At 50.6% G+C, this 18636-nt stretch carries 19 protein-coding genes; 7 read left to right on the top strand and 12 right to left on the bottom strand.

All coding sequences use genetic code 11. The features are described 5' to 3' along the window. Nucleotides 1–243 precede the first annotated feature (243 nt). From ACO0LD_RS28625 to dusB, 4 genes are all read right to left on the bottom strand, one after another. Nucleotides 244–525: a GIY-YIG nuclease family protein gene (locus ACO0LD_RS28625; RefSeq protein ID WP_423012406.1), complete on the bottom strand. Its 282-nt coding sequence runs from the start codon at nt 523–525 to the stop codon at nt 244–246. A gap of 93 nt (nt 526–618) precedes the next feature. Further along, entirely contained in the window at nt 619–2184 is a 1566-nt protein-coding gene (purH, locus tag ACO0LD_RS28630; protein WP_423012408.1) for a bifunctional phosphoribosylaminoimidazolecarboxamide formyltransferase/IMP cyclohydrolase, read from the bottom strand. A 47-nt stretch (nt 2185–2231) separates the two neighbouring features. Continuing rightward, nucleotides 2232–2465, bottom strand: a complete 234-nt coding sequence (locus tag ACO0LD_RS28635; RefSeq protein WP_110258221.1) for a helix-turn-helix domain-containing protein — start codon at nt 2463–2465, stop codon at nt 2232–2234. A 92-nt stretch (nt 2466–2557) separates the two neighbouring features. Beyond that, entirely contained in the window at nt 2558–3568 is a 1011-nt protein-coding gene (gene dusB / locus ACO0LD_RS28640) for a tRNA dihydrouridine synthase DusB (RefSeq protein ID WP_423012410.1), read from the bottom strand. A gap of 334 nt (nt 3569–3902) precedes the next feature. Between dusB and ACO0LD_RS28645 the strand changes: the two genes are divergently transcribed. Further along, nucleotides 3903–5231: an NAD(P)/FAD-dependent oxidoreductase gene (locus ACO0LD_RS28645; RefSeq protein WP_423012412.1), complete on the top strand. Its 1329-nt coding sequence runs from the start codon at nt 3903–3905 to the stop codon at nt 5229–5231. A 105-nt stretch (nt 5232–5336) separates the two neighbouring features. On the opposite strand, the gene ACO0LD_RS28650 is transcribed toward ACO0LD_RS28645, so the two are convergent. Then, on the bottom strand, nt 5337–6917 hold the full coding sequence (locus ACO0LD_RS28650) for a hypothetical protein (protein WP_423012414.1): 1581 nt from the start codon (nt 6915–6917) through the stop codon (nt 5337–5339). 384 nt (nt 6918–7301) lie between these two features. On the opposite strand from ACO0LD_RS28650, the gene ACO0LD_RS28655 reads away from it, so the two are divergent. Genes ACO0LD_RS28655 through ACO0LD_RS28665 form a run of 3 tightly spaced genes read left to right on the top strand, consistent with a single transcriptional unit; the run spans nt 7302 to nt 9762 of the window. After that, complete coding sequence (locus ACO0LD_RS28655; protein ID WP_423012416.1) at nt 7302–7958, top strand: hypothetical protein; 657 nt, start codon at nt 7302–7304, stop codon at nt 7956–7958. An 11-nt stretch (nt 7959–7969) separates the two neighbouring features. Continuing rightward, a complete protein-coding gene (locus tag ACO0LD_RS28660; RefSeq protein ID WP_423012418.1) occupies nt 7970–9022 on the top strand; it encodes a sensor histidine kinase in 1053 nt (350 codons plus the stop codon). Next, nucleotides 9019–9762 carry a LytR/AlgR family response regulator transcription factor gene (locus tag ACO0LD_RS28665; RefSeq protein WP_423012420.1) on the top strand — a complete coding sequence of 248 codons (744 nt, stop codon included), beginning with the start codon at nt 9019–9021 and terminating at the stop codon, nt 9760–9762. The genes ACO0LD_RS28660 and ACO0LD_RS28665 overlap by 4 nt, the downstream gene beginning before the upstream one ends. A gap of 129 nt (nt 9763–9891) precedes the next feature. Here ACO0LD_RS28665 and ACO0LD_RS28670 read toward each other — a convergent pair whose 3' ends face one another. The 7 genes from ACO0LD_RS28670 to tyrS all read right to left on the bottom strand — a co-directional run bounded on the left by ACO0LD_RS28670 (nt 9892) and on the right by tyrS (nt 15138). Beyond that, entirely contained in the window at nt 9892–10512 is a 621-nt protein-coding gene (locus ACO0LD_RS28670) for a hypothetical protein (protein WP_423012422.1), read from the bottom strand. Nucleotides 10513–10700: 188 nt separating this feature from the next. Then, nucleotides 10701–11078 carry an ArsR/SmtB family transcription factor gene (locus ACO0LD_RS28675; RefSeq protein WP_423012424.1) on the bottom strand — a complete coding sequence of 126 codons (378 nt, stop codon included), beginning with the start codon at nt 11076–11078 and terminating at the stop codon, nt 10701–10703. Next, nucleotides 11065–11544, bottom strand: a complete 480-nt coding sequence (locus ACO0LD_RS28680) for an SRPBCC family protein (RefSeq protein ID WP_423012426.1) — start codon at nt 11542–11544, stop codon at nt 11065–11067. Before ACO0LD_RS28680 ends, ACO0LD_RS28675 begins: the two co-directional genes overlap by 14 nt. After that, nucleotides 11541–12032, bottom strand: coding sequence for an SRPBCC family protein (locus tag ACO0LD_RS28685; RefSeq protein WP_423012428.1), 492 nt, complete (start codon nt 12030–12032; stop codon nt 11541–11543). Before ACO0LD_RS28685 ends, ACO0LD_RS28680 begins: the two co-directional genes overlap by 4 nt. A gap of 512 nt (nt 12033–12544) precedes the next feature. Beyond that, the gene (locus ACO0LD_RS28690; protein WP_423012430.1) at nt 12545–13213 is read right to left on the bottom strand and encodes a histidine phosphatase family protein; all 669 of its coding nucleotides are present in this window, start codon (nt 13211–13213) and stop codon (nt 12545–12547) included. Between the two features lie 26 nt (nt 13214–13239). Beyond that, nucleotides 13240–13686: a D-aminoacyl-tRNA deacylase gene (gene dtd, locus ACO0LD_RS28695; RefSeq protein WP_423012432.1), complete on the bottom strand. Its 447-nt coding sequence runs from the start codon at nt 13684–13686 to the stop codon at nt 13240–13242. Nucleotides 13687–13869: 183 nt separating this feature from the next. After that, nucleotides 13870–15138: a tyrosine--tRNA ligase gene (gene tyrS, locus ACO0LD_RS28700; protein ID WP_423012513.1), complete on the bottom strand. Its 1269-nt coding sequence runs from the start codon at nt 15136–15138 to the stop codon at nt 13870–13872. Between the two features lie 267 nt (nt 15139–15405). Between tyrS and ACO0LD_RS28705 the strand changes: the two genes are divergently transcribed. Genes ACO0LD_RS28705 through ACO0LD_RS28715 form a run of 3 tightly spaced genes read left to right on the top strand, consistent with a single transcriptional unit; the run spans nt 15406 to nt 18524 of the window. Beyond that, the gene (locus ACO0LD_RS28705) at nt 15406–16776 is read left to right on the top strand and encodes a peptidoglycan DD-metalloendopeptidase family protein (RefSeq protein WP_423012434.1); all 1371 of its coding nucleotides are present in this window, start codon (nt 15406–15408) and stop codon (nt 16774–16776) included. A gap of 18 nt (nt 16777–16794) precedes the next feature. Beyond that, nucleotides 16795–17328, top strand: coding sequence for a GNAT family N-acetyltransferase (locus ACO0LD_RS28710; RefSeq protein WP_423012436.1), 534 nt, complete (start codon nt 16795–16797; stop codon nt 17326–17328). 53 nt (nt 17329–17381) lie between these two features. Next, nucleotides 17382–18524, top strand: coding sequence for an anhydro-N-acetylmuramic acid kinase (locus tag ACO0LD_RS28715; protein WP_423012438.1), 1143 nt, complete (start codon nt 17382–17384; stop codon nt 18522–18524). Nucleotides 18525–18636: the final 112 nt, after the last annotated feature.

Consider the following 18636-nt stretch of genomic DNA (forward strand, 5'->3'; position numbering starts at 1 on the left):
TGGCAAACTTGGTTAATAGAATATCCTTCTATCTTGAAATTCGTCATTCCTGCGTAGGCAGGAATCTAGTGTCGTTTGTGGTATACCGAGGTGCTAATTGCTCAAGAAGATATTTCTTGCATGCTGACGTTGATAGTATTTACAGATGGTATTCGTGATCAGTCAACGCCACTAGGCTCCTGCCTGCGCAGGAGCGACGTCAATTAAGTGCGGGGGATTTAACGAATCACGTTTCTGTCAGAGTCAAACAATATCCAAATACAAATCCCGCCAATAAGGATTGCTCTCTTCAATCAACCTGATCTTCCATTCCCGCTTCCATGCCTTGATCTGCTTTTCACGCTGAATGGCAGAAAGAATCGAATCGACCTGTTCAAACCAGACCAGTTGATGAACCTTATGTCGGGATGTAAAGCTGTCAACGAAATCGTTCTTATGCTGATAAACACGAGCTATCAAATCGTTGGTAACACCGACATATAAAGTACCATTTCGAGCACTGGCCAGGATATAGACGTAAGCCATAAAGGTGAGAATGCAGAATAAAAAACGGCTCTGGGTGAACAGAGCCGCTTTAAGCAGAATCGCTAATTGATCAATGTTGCAATCAACATCATATCAATGACGGAAATGACGCGTACCGGTGTACACCATAACGACACCACGTTCATCCGCAGCATCTATCACTTCCTGGTCACGCATGGAACCACCCGGGTGGATCACGCAAGTTGCACCAGCATCCACCACTACATCCAGACCATCACGGAAGGGGAAGAAGGCGTCAGACGCGACTGCAGAACCAGTCAAAGTCAAACCAGCATTTTGCGCTTTGATGGAAGCAATGCGGGCAGAGTCTATGCGGCTCATCTGGCCCGCGCCTACACCCAGTGTCATACCATTGCCACAGAAGACGATGGCGTTTGATTTCACATACTTGGCCACGCGCCAGGCGAACATCATGTCAGCCATTTGCTGTGGCGTAGGCTGCAATTTCGAGACGACGCGCAGTTCTTCCTGCAAGACATTTTTGGCATCCGGTGCCTGCACCAGCAAGCCACCACCGACGCGTTTCATATCATATTGATTGAAGCCCGCACCCAGGGAAATCTCCAGCAAACGCACGTTTTGTTTCGCAGAAAAAATTTGTTTTGCTTCCGCAGTGAAGGACGGCGCAATCAGCACTTCAACGAATTGCTTGGCGACGATTTCGGCTGCCTTGCCATCGAGTTCGCGATTGAAGGCGATGATGCCGCCAAACGCAGAAGTCGGGTCTGTCTGCAATGCCTTGCTATAGGCTTCAAATGGTGTCGTGCCCAAAGCCACGCCGCAAGGATTGGCATGCTTGACGATGACGCAGGCAGATTCAGCGAAAGACTTCACGCATTCCCAGGCTGCATCGGCATCAGCGATATTGTTGTAAGACAGTTCCTTGCCTTGCAATTGCTTGTAGTTGGCCAGCGAACCTTCCAGGGATTTCAAGTCGCGGTAAAACGCAGCGGACTGATGCGGATTTTCACCGTAACGCATTTCCTGCACTTTTTCAAAATGCAGGTTCAGGGTTTGCGGATAAGCGCTGCGTGTGGTGTGTGCCTTGTCTTCACCCAGGCTGGTCAGGTAATTGGTAATGGCACCATCGTATTGCGCGGTGTGGGCAAATACTTTTTTCGCCAGAGTGAACTTGGTGTCATAGCTGACGACATTTTGATTTGCCTTCATCTCTGCCAGCACGACGGCATAATCAGCAGGATCGACAATGACGGTGACGTCTTTGTGGTTCTTGGCAGAAGAACGCAACATGGTAGGGCCGCCGATGTCGATATTTTCTATCGCATCTTCGAGTGAGCATTCGCCCTTGGCGACAGTTTGCTGGAACGGGTACAGGTTGACCACCACCATGTCTATGGTAGGGATGCCATGCTGTTCCAGTGCCGCCACATGTTCAGGAAAATCACGGCGCGCCAAAATGCCGCCATGCACTTTAGGGTGCAGGGTCTTGACACGGCCATCGAGCATCTCGGGGAAGCCGGTGTAGTCAGCTACTTCGGTAACAGGCAGGCCATTGTCAGCCAATAACTTGGCTGTGCCACCCGTGGACAAGAGCTTGACACCGAGCGCAGACAATTCACGTGCAAATTCGAGCACACCGGTCTTGTCGGAGACGGAAATGAGGGCTTGTTTGATCATGATTTTTGATGTGAGTAAGGAAATCGGTGTCAAGCCTCGCGGATGGGTCAGAGCAAACCGTGTTGCTGCAATTTCTTGCGCAAGGTATTCCGGTTAATGCCCAACATATCGGCGGCTTGTGACTGGTTGCTGGAGGCGCGCGTCATGACCATTTCTAACATCGGTTTTTCAACGGCTAACACGACCATGTCGTAAATATTGGATGCGGGTTGCTCGCCTAGGTCACGGAAATATTTTTCCAGATTTTTGTGGACGGCGTCTTGAATGCTATCTTTGCTCATGCTGTTTTTATCACTGTTCGGTTATGCCAGGCGGCGGGTAGTCCATGCTTCATGGACGGCAAGACAAATTGTTTTTGTAAAAGTGCTTTGTCTTATGCTGCCAGTTTTTCTTCAAAGGGGCGGTATTGTAACCGCTCCCCAGCCATGTGATCAAAAAAACTGCTGACGGCGGCAAGTTGTTCATCACAATCCGTCAGTAAGTTCATTTGTTGCCGGAAATCTTCACCACCTACCAGGTCTTGCACATACCAGCCTATGTGTTTGCGTGCCGTTCGTACGCCAAGATAGTCACCATAGAAGGCATAGTGCGCTTTCAAATGGGCATCCATGAGTCCACGAACTTCAGAAATCAAGGGGGCGGGTAAATGCTCTCCGGTATCGAGGAAATGGGCGATCTCGCGAAAGATCCACGGTCGGCCTTGCGCCGCCCGGCCTATCATGATGGCATCCGCACCAGTGGCCTCTAATACATATTTGGCTTTTTCCGGTGTGGTGATGTCGCCATTGGCAACTACGGGAATATTGACTGCAGCCTTGACGGCAGCAATGGTCTCATATTCGGCATCACCCTTATAAGCATCGGCACGGGTGCGCCCATGCAGGGTCAGCATTTGTATGCCAGCCGCTTCTGCCATGCGGGCAATGTTCAGGGCATTTTTATTTGCCCTGTCCCAGCCGGTACGAAACTTCAGCGTGACGGGCACATCGACTGCACCGACTACCGCATCCAGTATCTGACCAACCAGGCTTTCATGCTGCAACAAGGCAGAACCACACCAGGCATTACAGACTTTTTTGACCGGGCAGCCCATGTTGATATCGATGATTTGCGCACCTTTATCGACATTATGTTTGGCACATTCGGCCAGCATTTGTGGATCAGCACCGGCAATCTGCACGGCCTTGGGTTCCATTTCGCCTTCATGGTTGGTACGGCGCGTGGATTTTTCTGTTTCCCAGAGCTTGGGATTGGACGCTGCCATTTCAGACACGGCATAGCCTGCACCCAGTTCTTTGCATAACTGACGGAAAGGCCTGTCAGTCACGCCAGCCATGGGAGCAACAAAAATATTATTACGCAGCACGTAAGAGCCGATTTGCACGATCAGGGAAGGGGGAAATTCGAAGAAGCGCTATTCTACCTGAATCCTGCCTAAATATTTGGCAAAATCGTTACCACTCGTAAGGAATATTTTTATCTATATGACATGCTGATGCGATAGTATAAATCTAGCAAAACCAGATGGCTTTAGAATTGCTTTTCTAAATTACTATCGTGTTCGGCTTACCAACCTAAGGCAGAGGACTTGTGTGTATACTCTGCTTATTATTTGTCATATTGACTCCTGACAAAAGTGCATTCCCGTGGCCCTGATTGCTGGACTGATCGATGGATCGTCGCCAAGGGAATACATTTTTTATATTAAGGGAGTCGTCGTGAACACGCAAAACAAGGAGGCAGTACATAGAATTACCATCGTTGGCGGTGGTGCAGGCGGGCTGGAGTTGGCGGTGCGTTTGGGCAAGAAATTAGGCAAGCGCGGCAAGGCCGTCATTACGCTGGTCGATGCCAGCCGTACCCATTTGTGGAAACCTTTGTTACACCAGGTTGCTGCAGGCACTCTCGACAGCCACGCCGACGAGCGCGAATACTTTGCCCTGGCACGTTCCAATCATTTTGATTTCCGTTTGGGTCGCATGGATGGGCTCTCACGTGACAAGAAAGAAATCTACCTTGCTCCCACCCTGGATGAAAATGGCATAGAGTTATTGCCACGCCAGGCCATCACTTATGACAGCCTGGTCATCGCCCTGGGCAGCCAGACCAATGACTTTGGTACGCCCGGTGCACGTGATAACTGCATCATGCTTGATTCACTCGCGGCGGCAGAACGCTTCCATCAAAAACTCATCAATTGCTGCCTGCGTGCACAAACCCAGGCCCAGGCTGTGGGCGAGGGGCGCTTTACCGTCACCATCATCGGCGGTGGTGCTACCGGGGTAGAACTGGCGGCAGAGCTGCACATGACCACCAAGATATTGTCCAGCTATGGCCTGCTCAACTTCCATCCAGAAAAAGATTTGAAGATCGTCATCGTCGATGCTGCCCCGCGCCTGCTGCAAATGTTGCCAGAGCGCCTGTCAGAATCTGTCGCCCGTGAATTGCGCAGCATTGCCATCGAAGTGCACACCAATGAAAAAGTCGTTGAAGTTTCCAAGGCTGGCGTGCAAATGGCCAGCGGCAAATTCATTCCCAGCGGCATCGTGGTGTGGGCAGCTGGTATCAAGGCTCCCGAATTTTTGAAGGACCTGGACGGACTGGAATGCAATCGCATCAATCAACTGGTGGTTAACCGCAACTTGCAAACCACGCGGGACCCATCGATTTTTGCCCTTGGTGATTGTTGTGCCTGCCCGCAAGGCGAGGGTTTGCCTAGCGTGCCACCGCGTGCCCAGTCTGCCCATCAGCAAGCCAGCACGCTGGCCAAGTCACTGGTGCGTCAGTTGCAGGGCAAGTCCTTGCTGGAGTTCACTTACAAAGACCATGGCTCGCTGGTGTCGCTGGGTAATTACAGCACTGTCGGCAGCCTCATGGGTGCCATCGCCAGTGGCTCGGTCTTCATAGAAGGGACATTGGCAAAATGGATGTATTGGTCTTTGCATAAGCATCATCAGGTGGCGGTGAATGGTTTGTTTCATACCTGGTTGTCCACCTGGGCAGAGACCATAGACAGGGTGCGTAATCCGCGTATCAAGCTGCACTGATACTTATTGATTGATTTCCTGGTGGTGTGTTCCAGGCTTTGCGGCACAGACTGTGCCGCAAAGTTTTATTTCAGACAGAACGCAGGCCGAATGCAGGTTGATCAACTAAATCTTGTTTTTCTGCTGTTTGAGATAAACAGCGTTTTCTGGTCTGAACATCGTCTGGTTGATTTTCTCTTCCAGTTCATCAAAAGCACGCGTTGCCATACTTGTATAGGTCTGGCTTTGCGCAGGATCCTCGGTGGGATTCAAGCTGGGTTTAATGTAGGGAGTATTCGGGTAATCAGGCGTGTTTACCTGCAAATTAAACTTCCAACGGTCTTTACTTTCAGGTATCACAATAGCCGTATTGAAGCGTAGGCTCAGACCGGCATAAACCTCGTTCGTGTTGGCAGATGCAAGCAGTTTGCCAGATGGTTCTACCTGATAAGTGATTTCTAGCGAAGGCCTGTTGGCATTCACATCGGTTGCAGCACTAAAATTCAAAATATCGCTGGGGAAAATGCTGGAAAACGCTTTGCTGATATTGTTGGCAATGCGCGCTTCTCTGGCAGCAACGCTGTCATCTGAAAAATAAGTTGCTACCGGGACTATTTTTTTATCCTTGATAGTCTTTTCACGGCTCTTCAGACTGGCATCCAGTTGCCCCAATTCTGTGGCCGTAGGCCGCGTAAATTTGATATGGACATTAGGATCGTCATGCTCTTCAGAGAATTTTAGCAGCGACTCGACAGAGCGCAATAATTTGGCGTCCGCGTTGACGGCCTGTGCTTTGAATTTTTGCAAGGCATTGAAATACAGCATATGAATTTCTTCTTCAACTTCCGGCAAAATATCTGTGTGCGGAAAGCGCGCCTTTAGCTTGCGCAATTGCGTGACCGAGTTGTCATTGAGCGCTTCCTTGAACACCACGTGGGGCAGTTCATCCTGCATCTCTGTCACTTTGAATTTGCCATGGGCTATGTAGCCGAGATAGGCGTTTTCTGTCTGTTGTTGTTTCGCATGCAGATACATCTTCTTGTCAGCAACTGCATTTCGCCCATACCAGAACAGGGCGGCCAGAACTGTCGCCAGCATGATTAACAACAGAGGTAACTTTAGATAGCTCGACAGCTTCAGAACTTGCTTATTCTTGCCTGAATGGCCCAATGCATCTTTCCACTTGTTTTTTCGCACGTCCAGCAAAGGGTCGTATCCATACAGGCTGGCGATATCACGTTGATGAAACGCCTCCCGCGCTTTGGATTTGTAGTCATTAAATTTTTTCAGCGCAGCTTCAGCCTGGCTCAAATTGCTGATAATCAGATTTTTTTGTGAACCATCATAAAAGATGAAAGAAAAAACAGTCCTCTTATATTTACCATTTTGCTCGTCATGCCTGGATTCCAGCTTGCGTAGTTGCGCCAGATCATGCACGGCAATTTTACTGCTGCGCATATCAACCAGTGCCAAGGGAAATAAATACCAGCCAGGAAGAAAGCGAAACTTTGTGTTCAGTTGCATACGTTGCCAAATCGCATGCGCTGCATACACCACACCCAAAAACAGTACGGCATACCAGAAGAGTAAACCAGTGTCTTTCCATGCCTTATCTTGCAGGGGGTTGCCAAGGTTGGACGCTGCCAGCAGATAAATAAAGAAAGTGCATACTGCCAGAATAAAGCCATGCAGCAAGTACCAACCCATACTGGACGTCACCTGTCCATGCACCAGAAAGTCTGGGCTTCTGACCGATCTGATCAAATGCTTTTTGACGTTACGGGGCAGTGCATCATAATCGAATTGATAGAAGACTCGCACCAGGACTTTCCTTAAACTTAAAATGGCAGATTAGCCAGAAGGGTGCACATATATTCCACATATACTCACCGCATTTGCTGACTTATACTGCGCCTTTGGAAATGAAATACAAAGTTGGCAGTATCGTCATTTCCCATGCTATGGTCAATTCACTTGTCTCATTCTGGCGGCCATGCATAAAAACTATTTTTATCACGTCCACTCATCAGAAATTTCCCGCCATTTATCGGCGATGACCGGGAAGTGGTCGCAAAGCGAAGGAAGTCAAACTTGTTCATCCGTATATTGCACATCATCAACAACCCTTATGGAGTAACGATGATGAAACACTGGAAAATCTTAATCGCCGCACCCTTGGTCGCCTTTGCTGTCAACTATTCTTTTGCTGGCGCCGTCAATAGTGGTGTACCTAAAGGCTGGACAGCGAACGGCGCACTTACCACTCATTATGAAAGTGGCCTGGATACGTCGCAAGGCAGTAAAGAGCAGCCCGCCTTTTTCATGGTCGCAAAAGAGGGGATAGCTAATGATGATTTTGCCGCCATCACACAAGTGGTGGATGCTACTGCCTATCGTGGCAAAACCATGCACTTTACGGCGTCGGCACGGCATATGGGCGAGCTAGGTGGTTATGAATTCTGGATCCGGACCATAGATGATAAAGGTGGTGTCTCAATTTCTTCATCCTGGGCGCGCAAGAGTGATACGTGGGAAGCAGTCAGGGTCAGATTGCTGGTGCCAGCTAACGCAACAAAACTGGAGCTGGGCATTGGTCTCAGGGACAAGGGTAAGTTATTAGTGAAAGGCACTACTTTTAACGAAGCACAGGCAAATAATCCTGTTACCGAAAATAAACCATCTGTTGCAACCAAGATCACAATGGGACCATTGGTGACTACAATACAAAATCTGAATTTCTCTGAATAGATCACAAACCGATGTACAAAGATTTGACGATATCGCACGAGCTTAACGACGGTAAGGCCGGCATCTCCTGGCCGCTGTTACCCATATTTGCCGTGCTGGGTTTGCTGGCTTATGCCTGTTTTTCCAGCGCGGTTTCAGCCTGGCTGGCAGATAGCCTGGCGATTTTGTTGGCCTATACGCTGGTGCAAACTGGCCTGTGCCTGTCACAAAAAACGGCGTGGATCAAACATGCCAGCCAGCGCTGGGTCATGCTGGTGGTCTTCATGTTGCTGGCACTGCTAGCAGGTATCTGGATAGAGGCTGTGTTCTGGCCGCCATTGACGGCCAGTCACGCAGTCTGGTTATTGCCAGCAGTGCTCATCGTATTCATCTTTGCCACCGTCTTGCCCGCAGCCATAGACCTGGAAATCAGGCACCGTACCCAGGCCAGCCTGGCCGCAGAAGCCAGCAAGCACAAAATGGAGAGGCAAATGCTGGAAGCCAGGCTGGCCGCGCTTCAGGGCCAGATAGAACCGCATTTTTTATTCAATACCCTGGCCAATACCCGCGCCCTGATACATCAGGATGCTGCAATGGCTGAACAGATGCTGAATCACCTCATCGCCTACCTGCGGGCCGCCATGCCCGATATGCGTCTTAGCACCACTACGCTGGGGCAAGAGCTGGACAGGGCTGCCGCCTATCTGCAAATCTTCCAGATACGCCTGGGCTCACGTTTCCAGTTTTCTGTGCAAGCCACAGATGAAGTCCGCTCCTGCCTGATCCCGCCACTGGCAGTCATGAGCCTGGTAGAAAATGCGATCAAGCACGGTATAGAACCTCAGCCAGGCGACGTGCGCATAGATATCACTGCCAGCAGCGCAGCAGGGCAATTGCAGATCAAAGTCAGCGATAATGGCCGTGGCTTTCAGGATGAACTGGGTAGCGGCGTCGGCTTGCTGAATGTGCAGGAAAGATTGCTGGCCTTGTTTGGCGATCAGGCAGAATTACAATTGCAGCCGCGCGATATTGGTGGCGTGTGCGCCAGCATATCTCTGCCAGCCAGAACAGGTGAACTGGCATGAGCATGAACAATCACAAACCCAAAGTCCTGATCGCCGAAGACGAAGTGATCTTGCGACAAGAATTGCAAAGCGCATTGACACAGCTCTGGCCAGAACTGGACATCATCGCCAGTGTTGATGACGGTATCAAAGCCGCACAAGCCATAGCCGACCTGAGCCCCGATATTGCCTTTCTGGATGTGCGCATGCCTGGCCTGAGCGGTATAGACGTGGCACGCCTGACCCAGCATCCATGCCACATAGTGTTTCTGACTGCCCATAATGATTATGCGGTTGATGCCTTCGACCAGGGTGCGGTGGATTACCTGCTTAAACCCCTGGACTTGGGCCGTCTGGCGCTGGCAGTGCAAAGACTCAAGCAGCGTCTGTCACAACAACCGGCGGACCTGTCTGCCCTGCAAATCAAAAAGCCGCAAGACGCACTGCGCTGGATACAGGCATCGGTCGGCAACCAGATACGCTTCATCAATGTCAGTGATGTGCTTTGCTTCCGGGCTGATTCCAAATACACCAAAGTCATCACTGCCAAACTAGAAGCCTATATCCGCACCACCATCAAGGACCTGGCTGCGCAACTCGACGGCGATAAATTCTGGCAGATATCCCGCAGCAATATCGTCAGCGTGGCAGCGATAGATGCGGTGCAGAGAAGCGATGGCGGGCTGGCTTTGCGCTTGCAGAAAGAGGATGATTGGTTGACGGTGTCGCAGGCGTATCAGCATCAGTTCAGGCAGATGTAGGTACCAAGTACTGATTAAGCTACTGCGCGAAGCCATTTTGAGTTGGCGATGCTCGTCGTACTTGAGTACGAAACGCTTCGCAACCCAAAGTGCAGTTTATCTGATGATGAGAAGCATACAGAATAATTCTTATTCTGGCGCACAGAAATACGGGATATTGACTTCTGAAAAATTCGAACTGACTGGGAGAATTTCTTCTTCACCGTTTTCTTCAATTGTCCCGCCCAGCACTTTTTCTATCAGCAGGATCGATGCACCTTCGAGAAAGACGGTCAGGAAATTTGTCATGCGCTGAACGTCATTGATAAAAACGCTTTGACCATTGATAAGATCGTCTGAATCTATCAACGTGGTCAGCCCATATGAGCTCACTAATTCAGAGCCCATATATAAATTATTTCCTCTGTGCTCTGCACAGATGATTTCTATGCCTACCCCATCCGGGACTTGCTTCCAGCTGGTGCTATGGTCTTTTGTCCCATAGTGAAATGCAAATGCATTACGCACGTTATGGATGGCATTCGATTTGTTAAAGTATTTTTTTAATTCATCGATGGCGTTTTTGGCTTCCAGATAAAGTTGTGGTGTCAGAGTGATCGATAATTCGCCCTTGTGTCCAAACCACGTACTGCTCAATGCTTGATAAGCTTCACACACTTTCCCTGCAAGTATCCTCGCGTATACCATGGACTGTATAACATTGGCATTGCCAACTATCTCAGGCAAGTTCTTGTCAGTATTACTGTTCATGCACCAGGTGAATACTTTGTTCAATGAATTCAATTCGTTAAGCATGAAACCTGACAAGAACAGAAATTCACGTTCAGCATCGCTTAATCTGGCGACCGCATCGCTGGGGAGTTCAATGCGGCGTATGGTAATTGTTTTGAATGTCATGGATGAAGAGGGATTTGTCTTGGCAGAAATAGCATAGCACTCTAATCATTTTTTTCGACAAAGCTCTTCAATCTGCCCAAGGCCATCTCCCATTCGCGGCCTATGGATTCCAATGTGTGTTTGGCTTCGTCTATGCTGGCGGGTTCCAGTTGCCACAGTCGCTCTCTGCCTGCCTTGATGTCGCTGACGACACCTGCTTCTGCCAATACGTTCAGATGTTTGGTGACGCCCTGGCGGCTGATGGCTGTAGTTTGCGTCAGGTGCGAAATCGAGAACGCGCCACCAGTGCAGAGTATAGCCACCAGCTTCAGGCGCGTAGGGTCGCCGAGGGCGGCGAAGACATGGGCCAGCGTGTCGTCGGCAGTGACTCTGCTTGCGACTGATTCGCTGGCCTTGCTTGCTGCTTTATTTGCTGACATGGTTGAGCAGATTTTGCAGTTGTATAAGCCAACCTTCTGTATTCATCTCAAAAGCGGTGCGGCGACGATGCGCAGGCACTTTGTCAAAACCTGATTCAATGACGGTCAGCAAGGTGGCATTGCCTGACGCATCTTTTAAACTGAAACTGACCAGTGTTGGTATTTCCTCAGAATAATCAGCGGTGGTGTCGACTGCATATGGATGCCAGTGGAAAGACATGGCATCTTGCGGCTGTATATGCTGAATGACGATATCAAACATCAAGCCTTCGCAACCAGGGTGGGTAAACAGCCCACGTGTGCGCTGGCCCGGCGCAAATACCTGGCCGCTCAGGTCAACACCAAACCATGCGCCAAATTCTTCTGCATCAGTCAGTGCGCGCCACACGCGCTCACGTGTGCCATTGATGACGATGCTGCGCTCGATGCTATCTGTGTTATTGGTGCGATCAGTATTGTTATTCATGCTGCAGTTCTCCTTTCCGTGGATGGCGTTTGCTGCTGCTTAGCCAGTGCAAACGGTGTGCCTGTGCCAGTTTCCAGAAATTGCTGCAGGCTGGCGAGAAAATGCTGCCAGCCATTTTGGCAAAGCGTAAAACATTGCAGCGAGGGCAGCAGGCCGATGTGCTCGAGGTCCAGCAGTGTCTCGCCCAGTCCTGCATCGCTAATACTGAACACGATGTGAGTGTCCACCCATTCGTCAGCACGGCTGATTGATTCTGCCACGATATGCGCACGGGTGCATAGCCAGCGTACTTTATTGTCTGGCTGTAATTCCTCTATGCGCATGTCCTTGTAGCACGCACTGAATCGAAATTCCAGGGTGTCGCCAACGGCTACCCCACCTTCACAATCCTGGGTCCACCAGGCACGCAAGCCTTCTATGGTGGTCAGGGCTGCATAGACCGCGGCAGGGCTGGCTTTGATGCTGAGGCTTTGCTGGTAGTTTTTCATGATCTGTCTCCATTGTACGATATATGCAACCAAATAGCTGCGTATTTATTATGAGATAGATTTTTAATAAATGCAACCAAATAGTTGCATTAAATTTTATGCACAAATTACTGAATGCAAATGGAAATCTGCTTCATGTGGTTCTGCTGATTAGGAAGATATGCAGATGACTAGTCTCTTATGCCTTCGTGAGACATTCAATCGCTGTGGGTATTTCAATGCTATGAAAATTAATGTGGCGCAGTCTGCTGGCCACCAGTGCGTTCGTTAAGGAAGGGATGATTATTGCTGCCGTAGCACACCACGAAAGCCGCTGGATTCCTGCCTTCGCAGGAATGACCATATGGAGAGTCGCAGGGTTGTCTATATCCTATATATGCTATGCGGGTGACTATAATTTACTGAGTATACCAATGACAATTCAAAAAATTAATGTCGCTCCAGCGCAGGCTGGAGGCTAGCGGCGTTCTACAATAGACAGATAATGCTGATTACTGTCGTAACGCATTACATCAATGCTTCTCGACCTTGCTCTGGTTAATCTCATCCAACCCGTCGGCATCCAGATGCGCAATATCACCCCATTGCACCAGCTTGATTTCTTTGCCCGTTACTTCAAAGCGATTGATACTGGCATTGTAGATGGTGACTTCGCGTGGTGCGTGCAAGGGTAGATCCTTGGCAGCGCGATAAGCGCACTCAAGCACGCCGCCGTGGGCGACGATGGCGATTTTCTTGCCTTCAAATTGCTTGGCATAGTGCAGTACATGTTCCATCACGCGTTTGTGGAACTGGCGTATGGTTTCACCTTCGTTTTCGCCGGGCGGGAATTGCGCATCTGGTTCATGCGCTTGCCAGGCATTGTATTCCTTGCGGTACAGGCTGGGCAGTTCGCTATACAGCTTGCCTTCAAAACCACCAAAGCAACGCTCACGCAAACCCTTGTCTATGCGGGTGCTGACACCTTGCAGGCGGGCGATTTCACCGGCGGTTTGTACGGCGCGCTGCAAGTCACTGGAGATGATCGCGTGCAGTTTTTCATTTTGCAAAGCCCAGGCCAGTGCCTTGGCCTGACGCGTGCCTTCGGCATTCAGGGGGATGTCGAGATGGCCTTGCAAACGGCGTTCTGCATTCCAGGCGGTTTCGCCGTGGCGTATCAATAAAATTTCTGTGGGTTTCATGTTCTCGTTTTGCTTATTTGGCTTATTTAGCTCATTTTGGTCTTGAGCCAGAAAGTGACCGGGCCATCATTGGTCAGTGATACTTTCATGTCGGCACCAAAGCTACCGGTTTCTACCTGCACATGTTTGCTGCGTGCCTGGGCGACGAAGTAATCGAATAATTGCCTGCCCAGTTCTGGCGGCGCAGCCGGTGTGAAAGAGGGGCGGGTGCCGGAATTGGTATCAGCTGCAAGCGTGAATTGCGGCACCAATAGCAAACCGCCTTGTACATCAGCGACACTGCGGTTCATCTTGCCCGCATCGTCGGAGAATACGCGGTAAGCGAGTAATTTTTTCAGCAAGTCGTCCGCCTGCTTTTCAGTGTCTTCGCGCTCGGCGCAGACCAGCACCATGAGGCCGGCATTGATAGCGCCTATGGTGTTGCCGTCGACGACGACTTTAGCTTCGGTGACTCTTTGTAGTAACGCGATCATGGGGGCTTTGGTATTGTTGCTTCGGGCGGGGCGAAGAGAGAAGGAGCGAAATCTCGTAGCTTGGGCAAGATTGTAGGTTGGGCTACGGTTTACCAGCCCAACACTCGGCGTTTAAATGACGTACACGATTATTGAGGCCCAGTGTTGGGCTGATAAAGCGTAGCCCAACCTACATACCTGGAATCAAGCTGTCAACGTCACCTTTGCAAACTTGCGCTTGCCGACTTGCAGCACGAAAGTACCTGCTTCAACCCTGAGGCCTTTATCGCTTATGACGACAGAGTCAATTTTTACCCCGCCCTGTTCCACCATACGCATACCTTCACCTGTCGATGCACACAAATTGGTCTGTTTCAGCAATTGCCCAATGCTCAAAGGTGCACCTGCCAAACTGACTTCTGGCACAACATCGGGAATCTCGCCATTTGCACGTTTTACAAAGTCAACCAGCGCATCTTCTGCTGCCTGCCTGTTATGGAAACGCGTCACGATTTCCTGCGCAATCGCCACCTTGATATCACGCGGGTTCTGGCCTTCTGCCACGGCTTTTTTGTAGGCAGCGATTTGCTCCAGCGAACAGAAAGACAGCAGCTCGTAATAACGCCACATCATCGTGTCAGAAATACTCATGATCTTGGCGAACATGGTATTGGCCGGTTCAGTGATGGCGATGTAGTTGTTCTTGGACTTCGACATTTTCTCGACACCGTCCAGGCCTTCCAGCAAAGGCATGGTCAGGATACATTGCGGTTCCTGTCCATAATCTTTTTGCAGTTCACGGCCAACCAGCAGGTTGAATTTCTGGTCAGTACCACCAAGTTCCAGATCAGATTTCAGGGCGACAGAATCATAACCCTGCATCAGCGGGTACAAGAATTCATGTACGGAAATCGGCGTGCCAGCCTTGAAGCGCTTGGTGAAGTCATCGCGCTCCATCATGCGGGCCACGGTGTACTTGGATGACAGCTGTATCATGCCGCGTGCGCCGAGTGGGTCTGACCATTCAGAGTTGTAGCGTATCTCGGTTTTGCTGGCGTCCAGCACCAACGCGGCCTGCTTGAAATAAGTCTGGGCATTGTCTTCGATTTGCTCGCGCGTCAGCGGCGGGCGGGTGGCATTGCGGCCAGACGGGTCACCGATCATGGACGTGAAGTCGCCGATCAAAAAGATCACGGTGTGGCCCAGATCTTGCAACTGGCGCATCTTGTTGAGTACCACGGTATGGCCCAGGTGCAAATCTGGTGCAGTCGGGTCCAGGCCCAGCTTGATACGCAGGGGTTTGCCAGTCTGTTCGCTGCGTGCCAGTTTTTGGGCAAATTCGGATTCGATGAGCAGTTCATCAACACCGCGTTTGGCTACGGCCAGTGCATGTTGCACTGCATCGGATAGAGGCATGATTTTGCTGGCATTGCCAGTGTTTTCAGATGGGTTGGAATTTTGTTCAGGAGTCATCATTTATGTAAATCAATTTTTTTGTAACACCGCTGGTCGAATTCCAAATCTGAATCCATAATCAGCGTTTGCCAAATTCTGGGTGTTGGTTAATTTGCAGGGATTATCGCTTAAACCGGATGTCAGCAATTTACTTGCTAGTTCCCTGGTTTTATAATCCCGAACTTTAGTGTTGCTGTCTTGATACCTTGCATATTTTATGTGCAAGACCATCTCACTGCAACGATCTCGAATTTTCGATAAAAACAGTCAATTTTAACTTATTGCATGCGTCCAACAGATAAATTACTTCGATTAGTCTCTGGTGGCAGACTGTTGTTTGGCACCACACGCGCTTCGCGCATCGTTTCAGTCTCCGCACTTTTCTTTGCAGTCTGCGCATTTGGCGCGGTCGGTGTTGCTCCTTTGGCACCAGATGCTTCTGACCTGCCGGTCAAGCGCATCAAAGAAGAACTCAGCCTGCCTTCACTGGATGAACAGGTCGCCGCACTTGAAGCGACTGATCAGCAATTCATCCGTGAAGCCACCTTCAAGAGCAGTGAGCAGTTAGCCACGTTCTTGCAGCGCATAGGTGTGGATGACGACGAAGCGGCACAGTTCATCAAATCAGACAGTATTGCACGCGGTATCCTGCAATTCAGGGCTGACAAAACCGTGGCAGTAAAAACGGATGAAGAAGGTGAACTCCTGTGGTTGCAAACAACTGTCTCCGATGGCCCGGACAAACCAGTCAGAAACATTGTCATCAGCCGTGATGGTAATGGCAAACTGACATCTTCCGATATCAGCGCCAAGCTGGAAAGACGTGTGGAAATGGCAACAGCCTATATCCGCACCGCCTTTTATCCGGCTGCCGATGATGCCATGATCCCGTATAACGTCACCGAGCAGGTTAAATCCATGTTCGAGACCAATGTTGATTACCAGCGCCTGCAAAAGGGTGACTATTTCAATATTGTCTATGAAAGTTTCTGGCAAAACGGTGAGCGCGTCCGCACTGGCCGTGTGCTGGCGGGTGAGTTCAGCAATTCTGGCAAGCTGTATCAGGCTGCCTGGTTTGAAGAAACTGGCGGCAAGGGTGGCTATTACACCTTTGACGGCAAATCCCTGAAAAAAGCCTTCCTGAAGTCGCCGATAGAATTTACCCGTGTGTCTTCGGGCTTCTCCATGCGCGTGCATCCTATTTCCGGTCAATGGAAAGCGCACAAGGGCGTAGACTTCGCTGCCGCCACTGGCACACCTATCCGCGCCTCTGCTGATGGCGTGGTTGATTCGGCTGCCTCCAGCAATGGTTATGGCAACCTGGTGGTGCTCAAGCACTGGAACAACTACAGCACGGCTTATGCCCACATGAGCCGCTTTGCTGCAGGCATACACAAAGGCAGCAAGGTCAGCCAGGGTGATATCATTGGCTATGTAGGCACGACAGGCTGGTCTACCGGCCCGCATCTGCACTATGAGTTCCGTGTCAATAATGAAGCCCGTGACCCTATGAGCATCAACATGACAGAAGCTGCACCATTGGCAACTGCTGAAATGGCACGCTTCAAAGGCTTTGCCGGTGACATGAATCATAGATTCAATCTGCTGCACCCAGAACGCATGGCAGAAGTCATGCGCCTGGCGAAGCGTTCATAAGCGGCTATGAGTTAGGCATTGGGCAATCTGTCCACAACTGATGTAATCATACGCAATGCAGAGACAGCAGATGTCTCTGCCTTGACCGTTTTGATACTGCAAGTCTGGCTTGATACCTATGTCAAGCAGGGCGTCAAACGATCTATTGCCGACTATGTCTTGTCTGAACTGACAACCGCACGTACCACAGCTTACCTCGCACAAGACCATACCCATATCCTGCTGGCAGAAGTCAATGGCCATCTGGTTGGCTATTGCCAAACCCTGAATGGCAAGCGCAATGCCCAGGTACAGGGCGAACATCAAGCCGAGCTCGACCATCTCTATGTGCATCCCGCATTCTTTGGACGCGGCATAGGCCGCCAGTTGCTGGCTGAGGCAGAAGCACATTTGCGTGAGTTGGGCGTGCAGCAAATCTGGCTGACAGCCTGGGTCGGCAATGACAAAGCCCTGCGCTTTTATCCACGCGCCGGTTATGCCGACATAGGTGCGACTATCTTCCGCATGGAAAATGAAGAAGTTGCCAACAGAATTTTCTGCAAGACGCTGTAATACCTGGCTGCTTCTTCTATACTCATGCTGATCAAAACACAGGTGGAATCAGCATGCCGCAAAATCAAAACAATCCAGCCAAAATCTATATAGGCATGATGTCAGGCACCAGCCTGGATGGTGTCGATGGTGTCATGGTGCGCCTGCCTGAAGCAGATGACGATGCTGGCACCGGCATGCAGATCATCGCAACTGCCTACATCCCTTTTGACATTGAGCTGCGCCAACAGGCCATGCGCTTGCAGCAGGCCAGCGAAAATGAGTTGCATCATGAAGCCATAATGGCAAATGACCTCGCCACAACCTATGCAGCGTGCGTCAAAAAATTACAAGCATCAGCAGAAGGGCATGCCGTGCATGCCATAGGTGCACATGGACAAACTATCCGACACAGGCCAGAGTTGGGTTATACCCGCCAGACCAATAACCCTTCGTTGCTGGCTGAGTTGACGGGTATAGATGTGATTGCTGATTTTCGCAGCCGTGATGTTGCTGCCGGTGGCCAGGGTGCACCGCTGGTGCCTGCCTTTCACCGCGCCGTATTTGGCCGTGCTGGTGCTTCCAGCGTGGTCGCCAATGTGGGTGGTATCAGCAATATCAGCGTGCTGGCTGCAGATGGCAGTACACGTGGTTTTGATACCGGCCCTGGCAATGTCCTGATGGATGCCTGGACGCTGCAACATCAGGGTAAAAGTTATGATGCAAATGGTGACTGGGCAGCACAGGGTGTGGTCATACCCACCTTGCTGGGCAGCCTGATGAATGAGGCTTATCTGAAAATGCTGCCACCCAAAAGCACAGGTCGCGACTTGTTTCACTCTGCATGGCTGCATGGCAAACTGCAGGGCTTTGAAACTGCACTGCCTGTCGATGTGCAGGCCACACTATGCGAATTTACCGCGCTGACACTGACCAATGATATCGTCCGCCATGCGGCCGATGCTGCCCACGTTTATGTCTGTGGTGGCGGGGCGTTCAATCGCCAGCTCATGCAGCGCTTGCAGGCTTTGCTGGCAGCGCAGTCATGCGCAGCACTTGTCAGCAGCACGGACGTACTCGGTGTCGCGCCTGAACAGGTAGAGGCGCTGGCCTTTGCCTGGCTGGCACAGCGCTTTTGCCTGCGTTTGCCGGGCAATCTGGCTGATGTAACTGGCGCCGCAGGCGGGCGTATTCTAGGCGCCCTATACCCCGCTTAGTTTTGTACGGTACGCCGTGCGCACCGCATCCATGCGTGCAAATGTAGACCGGCCGGTGCGCACTGCGCACTCTACCAAATCGCAGGCGACAGCCTATCCCAAGTTTCTATAC

This window comes from Undibacterium sp. Ji83W, assembly GCF_049340385.1.
In the GTDB taxonomy this organism is placed as follows: Bacteria; Pseudomonadota; Gammaproteobacteria; order Burkholderiales; family Burkholderiaceae_D; genus Undibacterium.

What these genes read in the sequence shown, in the direction of transcription:
- ACO0LD_RS28665 (WP_423012420.1), top strand. Translation starts at nt 9,019, where the DNA reads ATGAGCATGAACAATCACAAACCCAAAGTCCTGATCGCCGAAGACGAA.
- ACO0LD_RS28670 (WP_423012422.1), bottom strand. Translation starts at nt 10,512, where the DNA reads ATGAACAGTAATACTGACAAGAACTTGCCTGAGATAGTTGGCAATGCC.
- ACO0LD_RS28650 (WP_423012414.1), bottom strand. Translation starts at nt 6,917, where the DNA reads ATGGGTTGGTACTTGCTGCATGGCTTTATTCTGGCAGTATGCACTTTC.
- purH (WP_423012408.1), bottom strand. Translation starts at nt 2,184, where the DNA reads ATGATCAAACAAGCCCTCATTTCCGTCTCCGACAAGACCGGTGTGCTC.
- ACO0LD_RS28690 (WP_423012430.1), bottom strand. Translation starts at nt 13,213, where the DNA reads ATGAAACCCACAGAAATTTTATTGATACGCCACGGCGAAACCGCCTGG.
- ACO0LD_RS28625 (WP_423012406.1), bottom strand. Translation starts at nt 525, where the DNA reads ATGGCTTACGTCTATATCCTGGCCAGTGCTCGAAATGGTACTTTATAT.
- ACO0LD_RS28685 (WP_423012428.1), bottom strand. Translation starts at nt 12,032, where the DNA reads ATGAAAAACTACCAGCAAAGCCTCAGCATCAAAGCCAGCCCTGCCGCG.
- tyrS (WP_423012513.1), bottom strand. Translation starts at nt 15,138, where the DNA reads ATGACTCCTGAACAAAATTCCAACCCATCTGAAAACACTGGCAATGCC.
- ACO0LD_RS28660 (WP_423012418.1), top strand. Translation starts at nt 7,970, where the DNA reads ATGTACAAAGATTTGACGATATCGCACGAGCTTAACGACGGTAAGGCC.
- dtd (WP_423012432.1), bottom strand. Translation starts at nt 13,686, where the DNA reads ATGATCGCGTTACTACAAAGAGTCACCGAAGCTAAAGTCGTCGTCGAC.
- ACO0LD_RS28680 (WP_423012426.1), bottom strand. Translation starts at nt 11,544, where the DNA reads ATGAATAACAATACTGATCGCACCAATAACACAGATAGCATCGAGCGC.
- ACO0LD_RS28675 (WP_423012424.1), bottom strand. Translation starts at nt 11,078, where the DNA reads ATGTCAGCAAATAAAGCAGCAAGCAAGGCCAGCGAATCAGTCGCAAGC.
- ACO0LD_RS28635 (WP_110258221.1), bottom strand. Translation starts at nt 2,465, where the DNA reads ATGAGCAAAGATAGCATTCAAGACGCCGTCCACAAAAATCTGGAAAAA.
- ACO0LD_RS28705 (WP_423012434.1), top strand. Translation starts at nt 15,406, where the DNA reads ATGCGTCCAACAGATAAATTACTTCGATTAGTCTCTGGTGGCAGACTG.
- ACO0LD_RS28715 (WP_423012438.1), top strand. Translation starts at nt 17,382, where the DNA reads ATGCCGCAAAATCAAAACAATCCAGCCAAAATCTATATAGGCATGATG.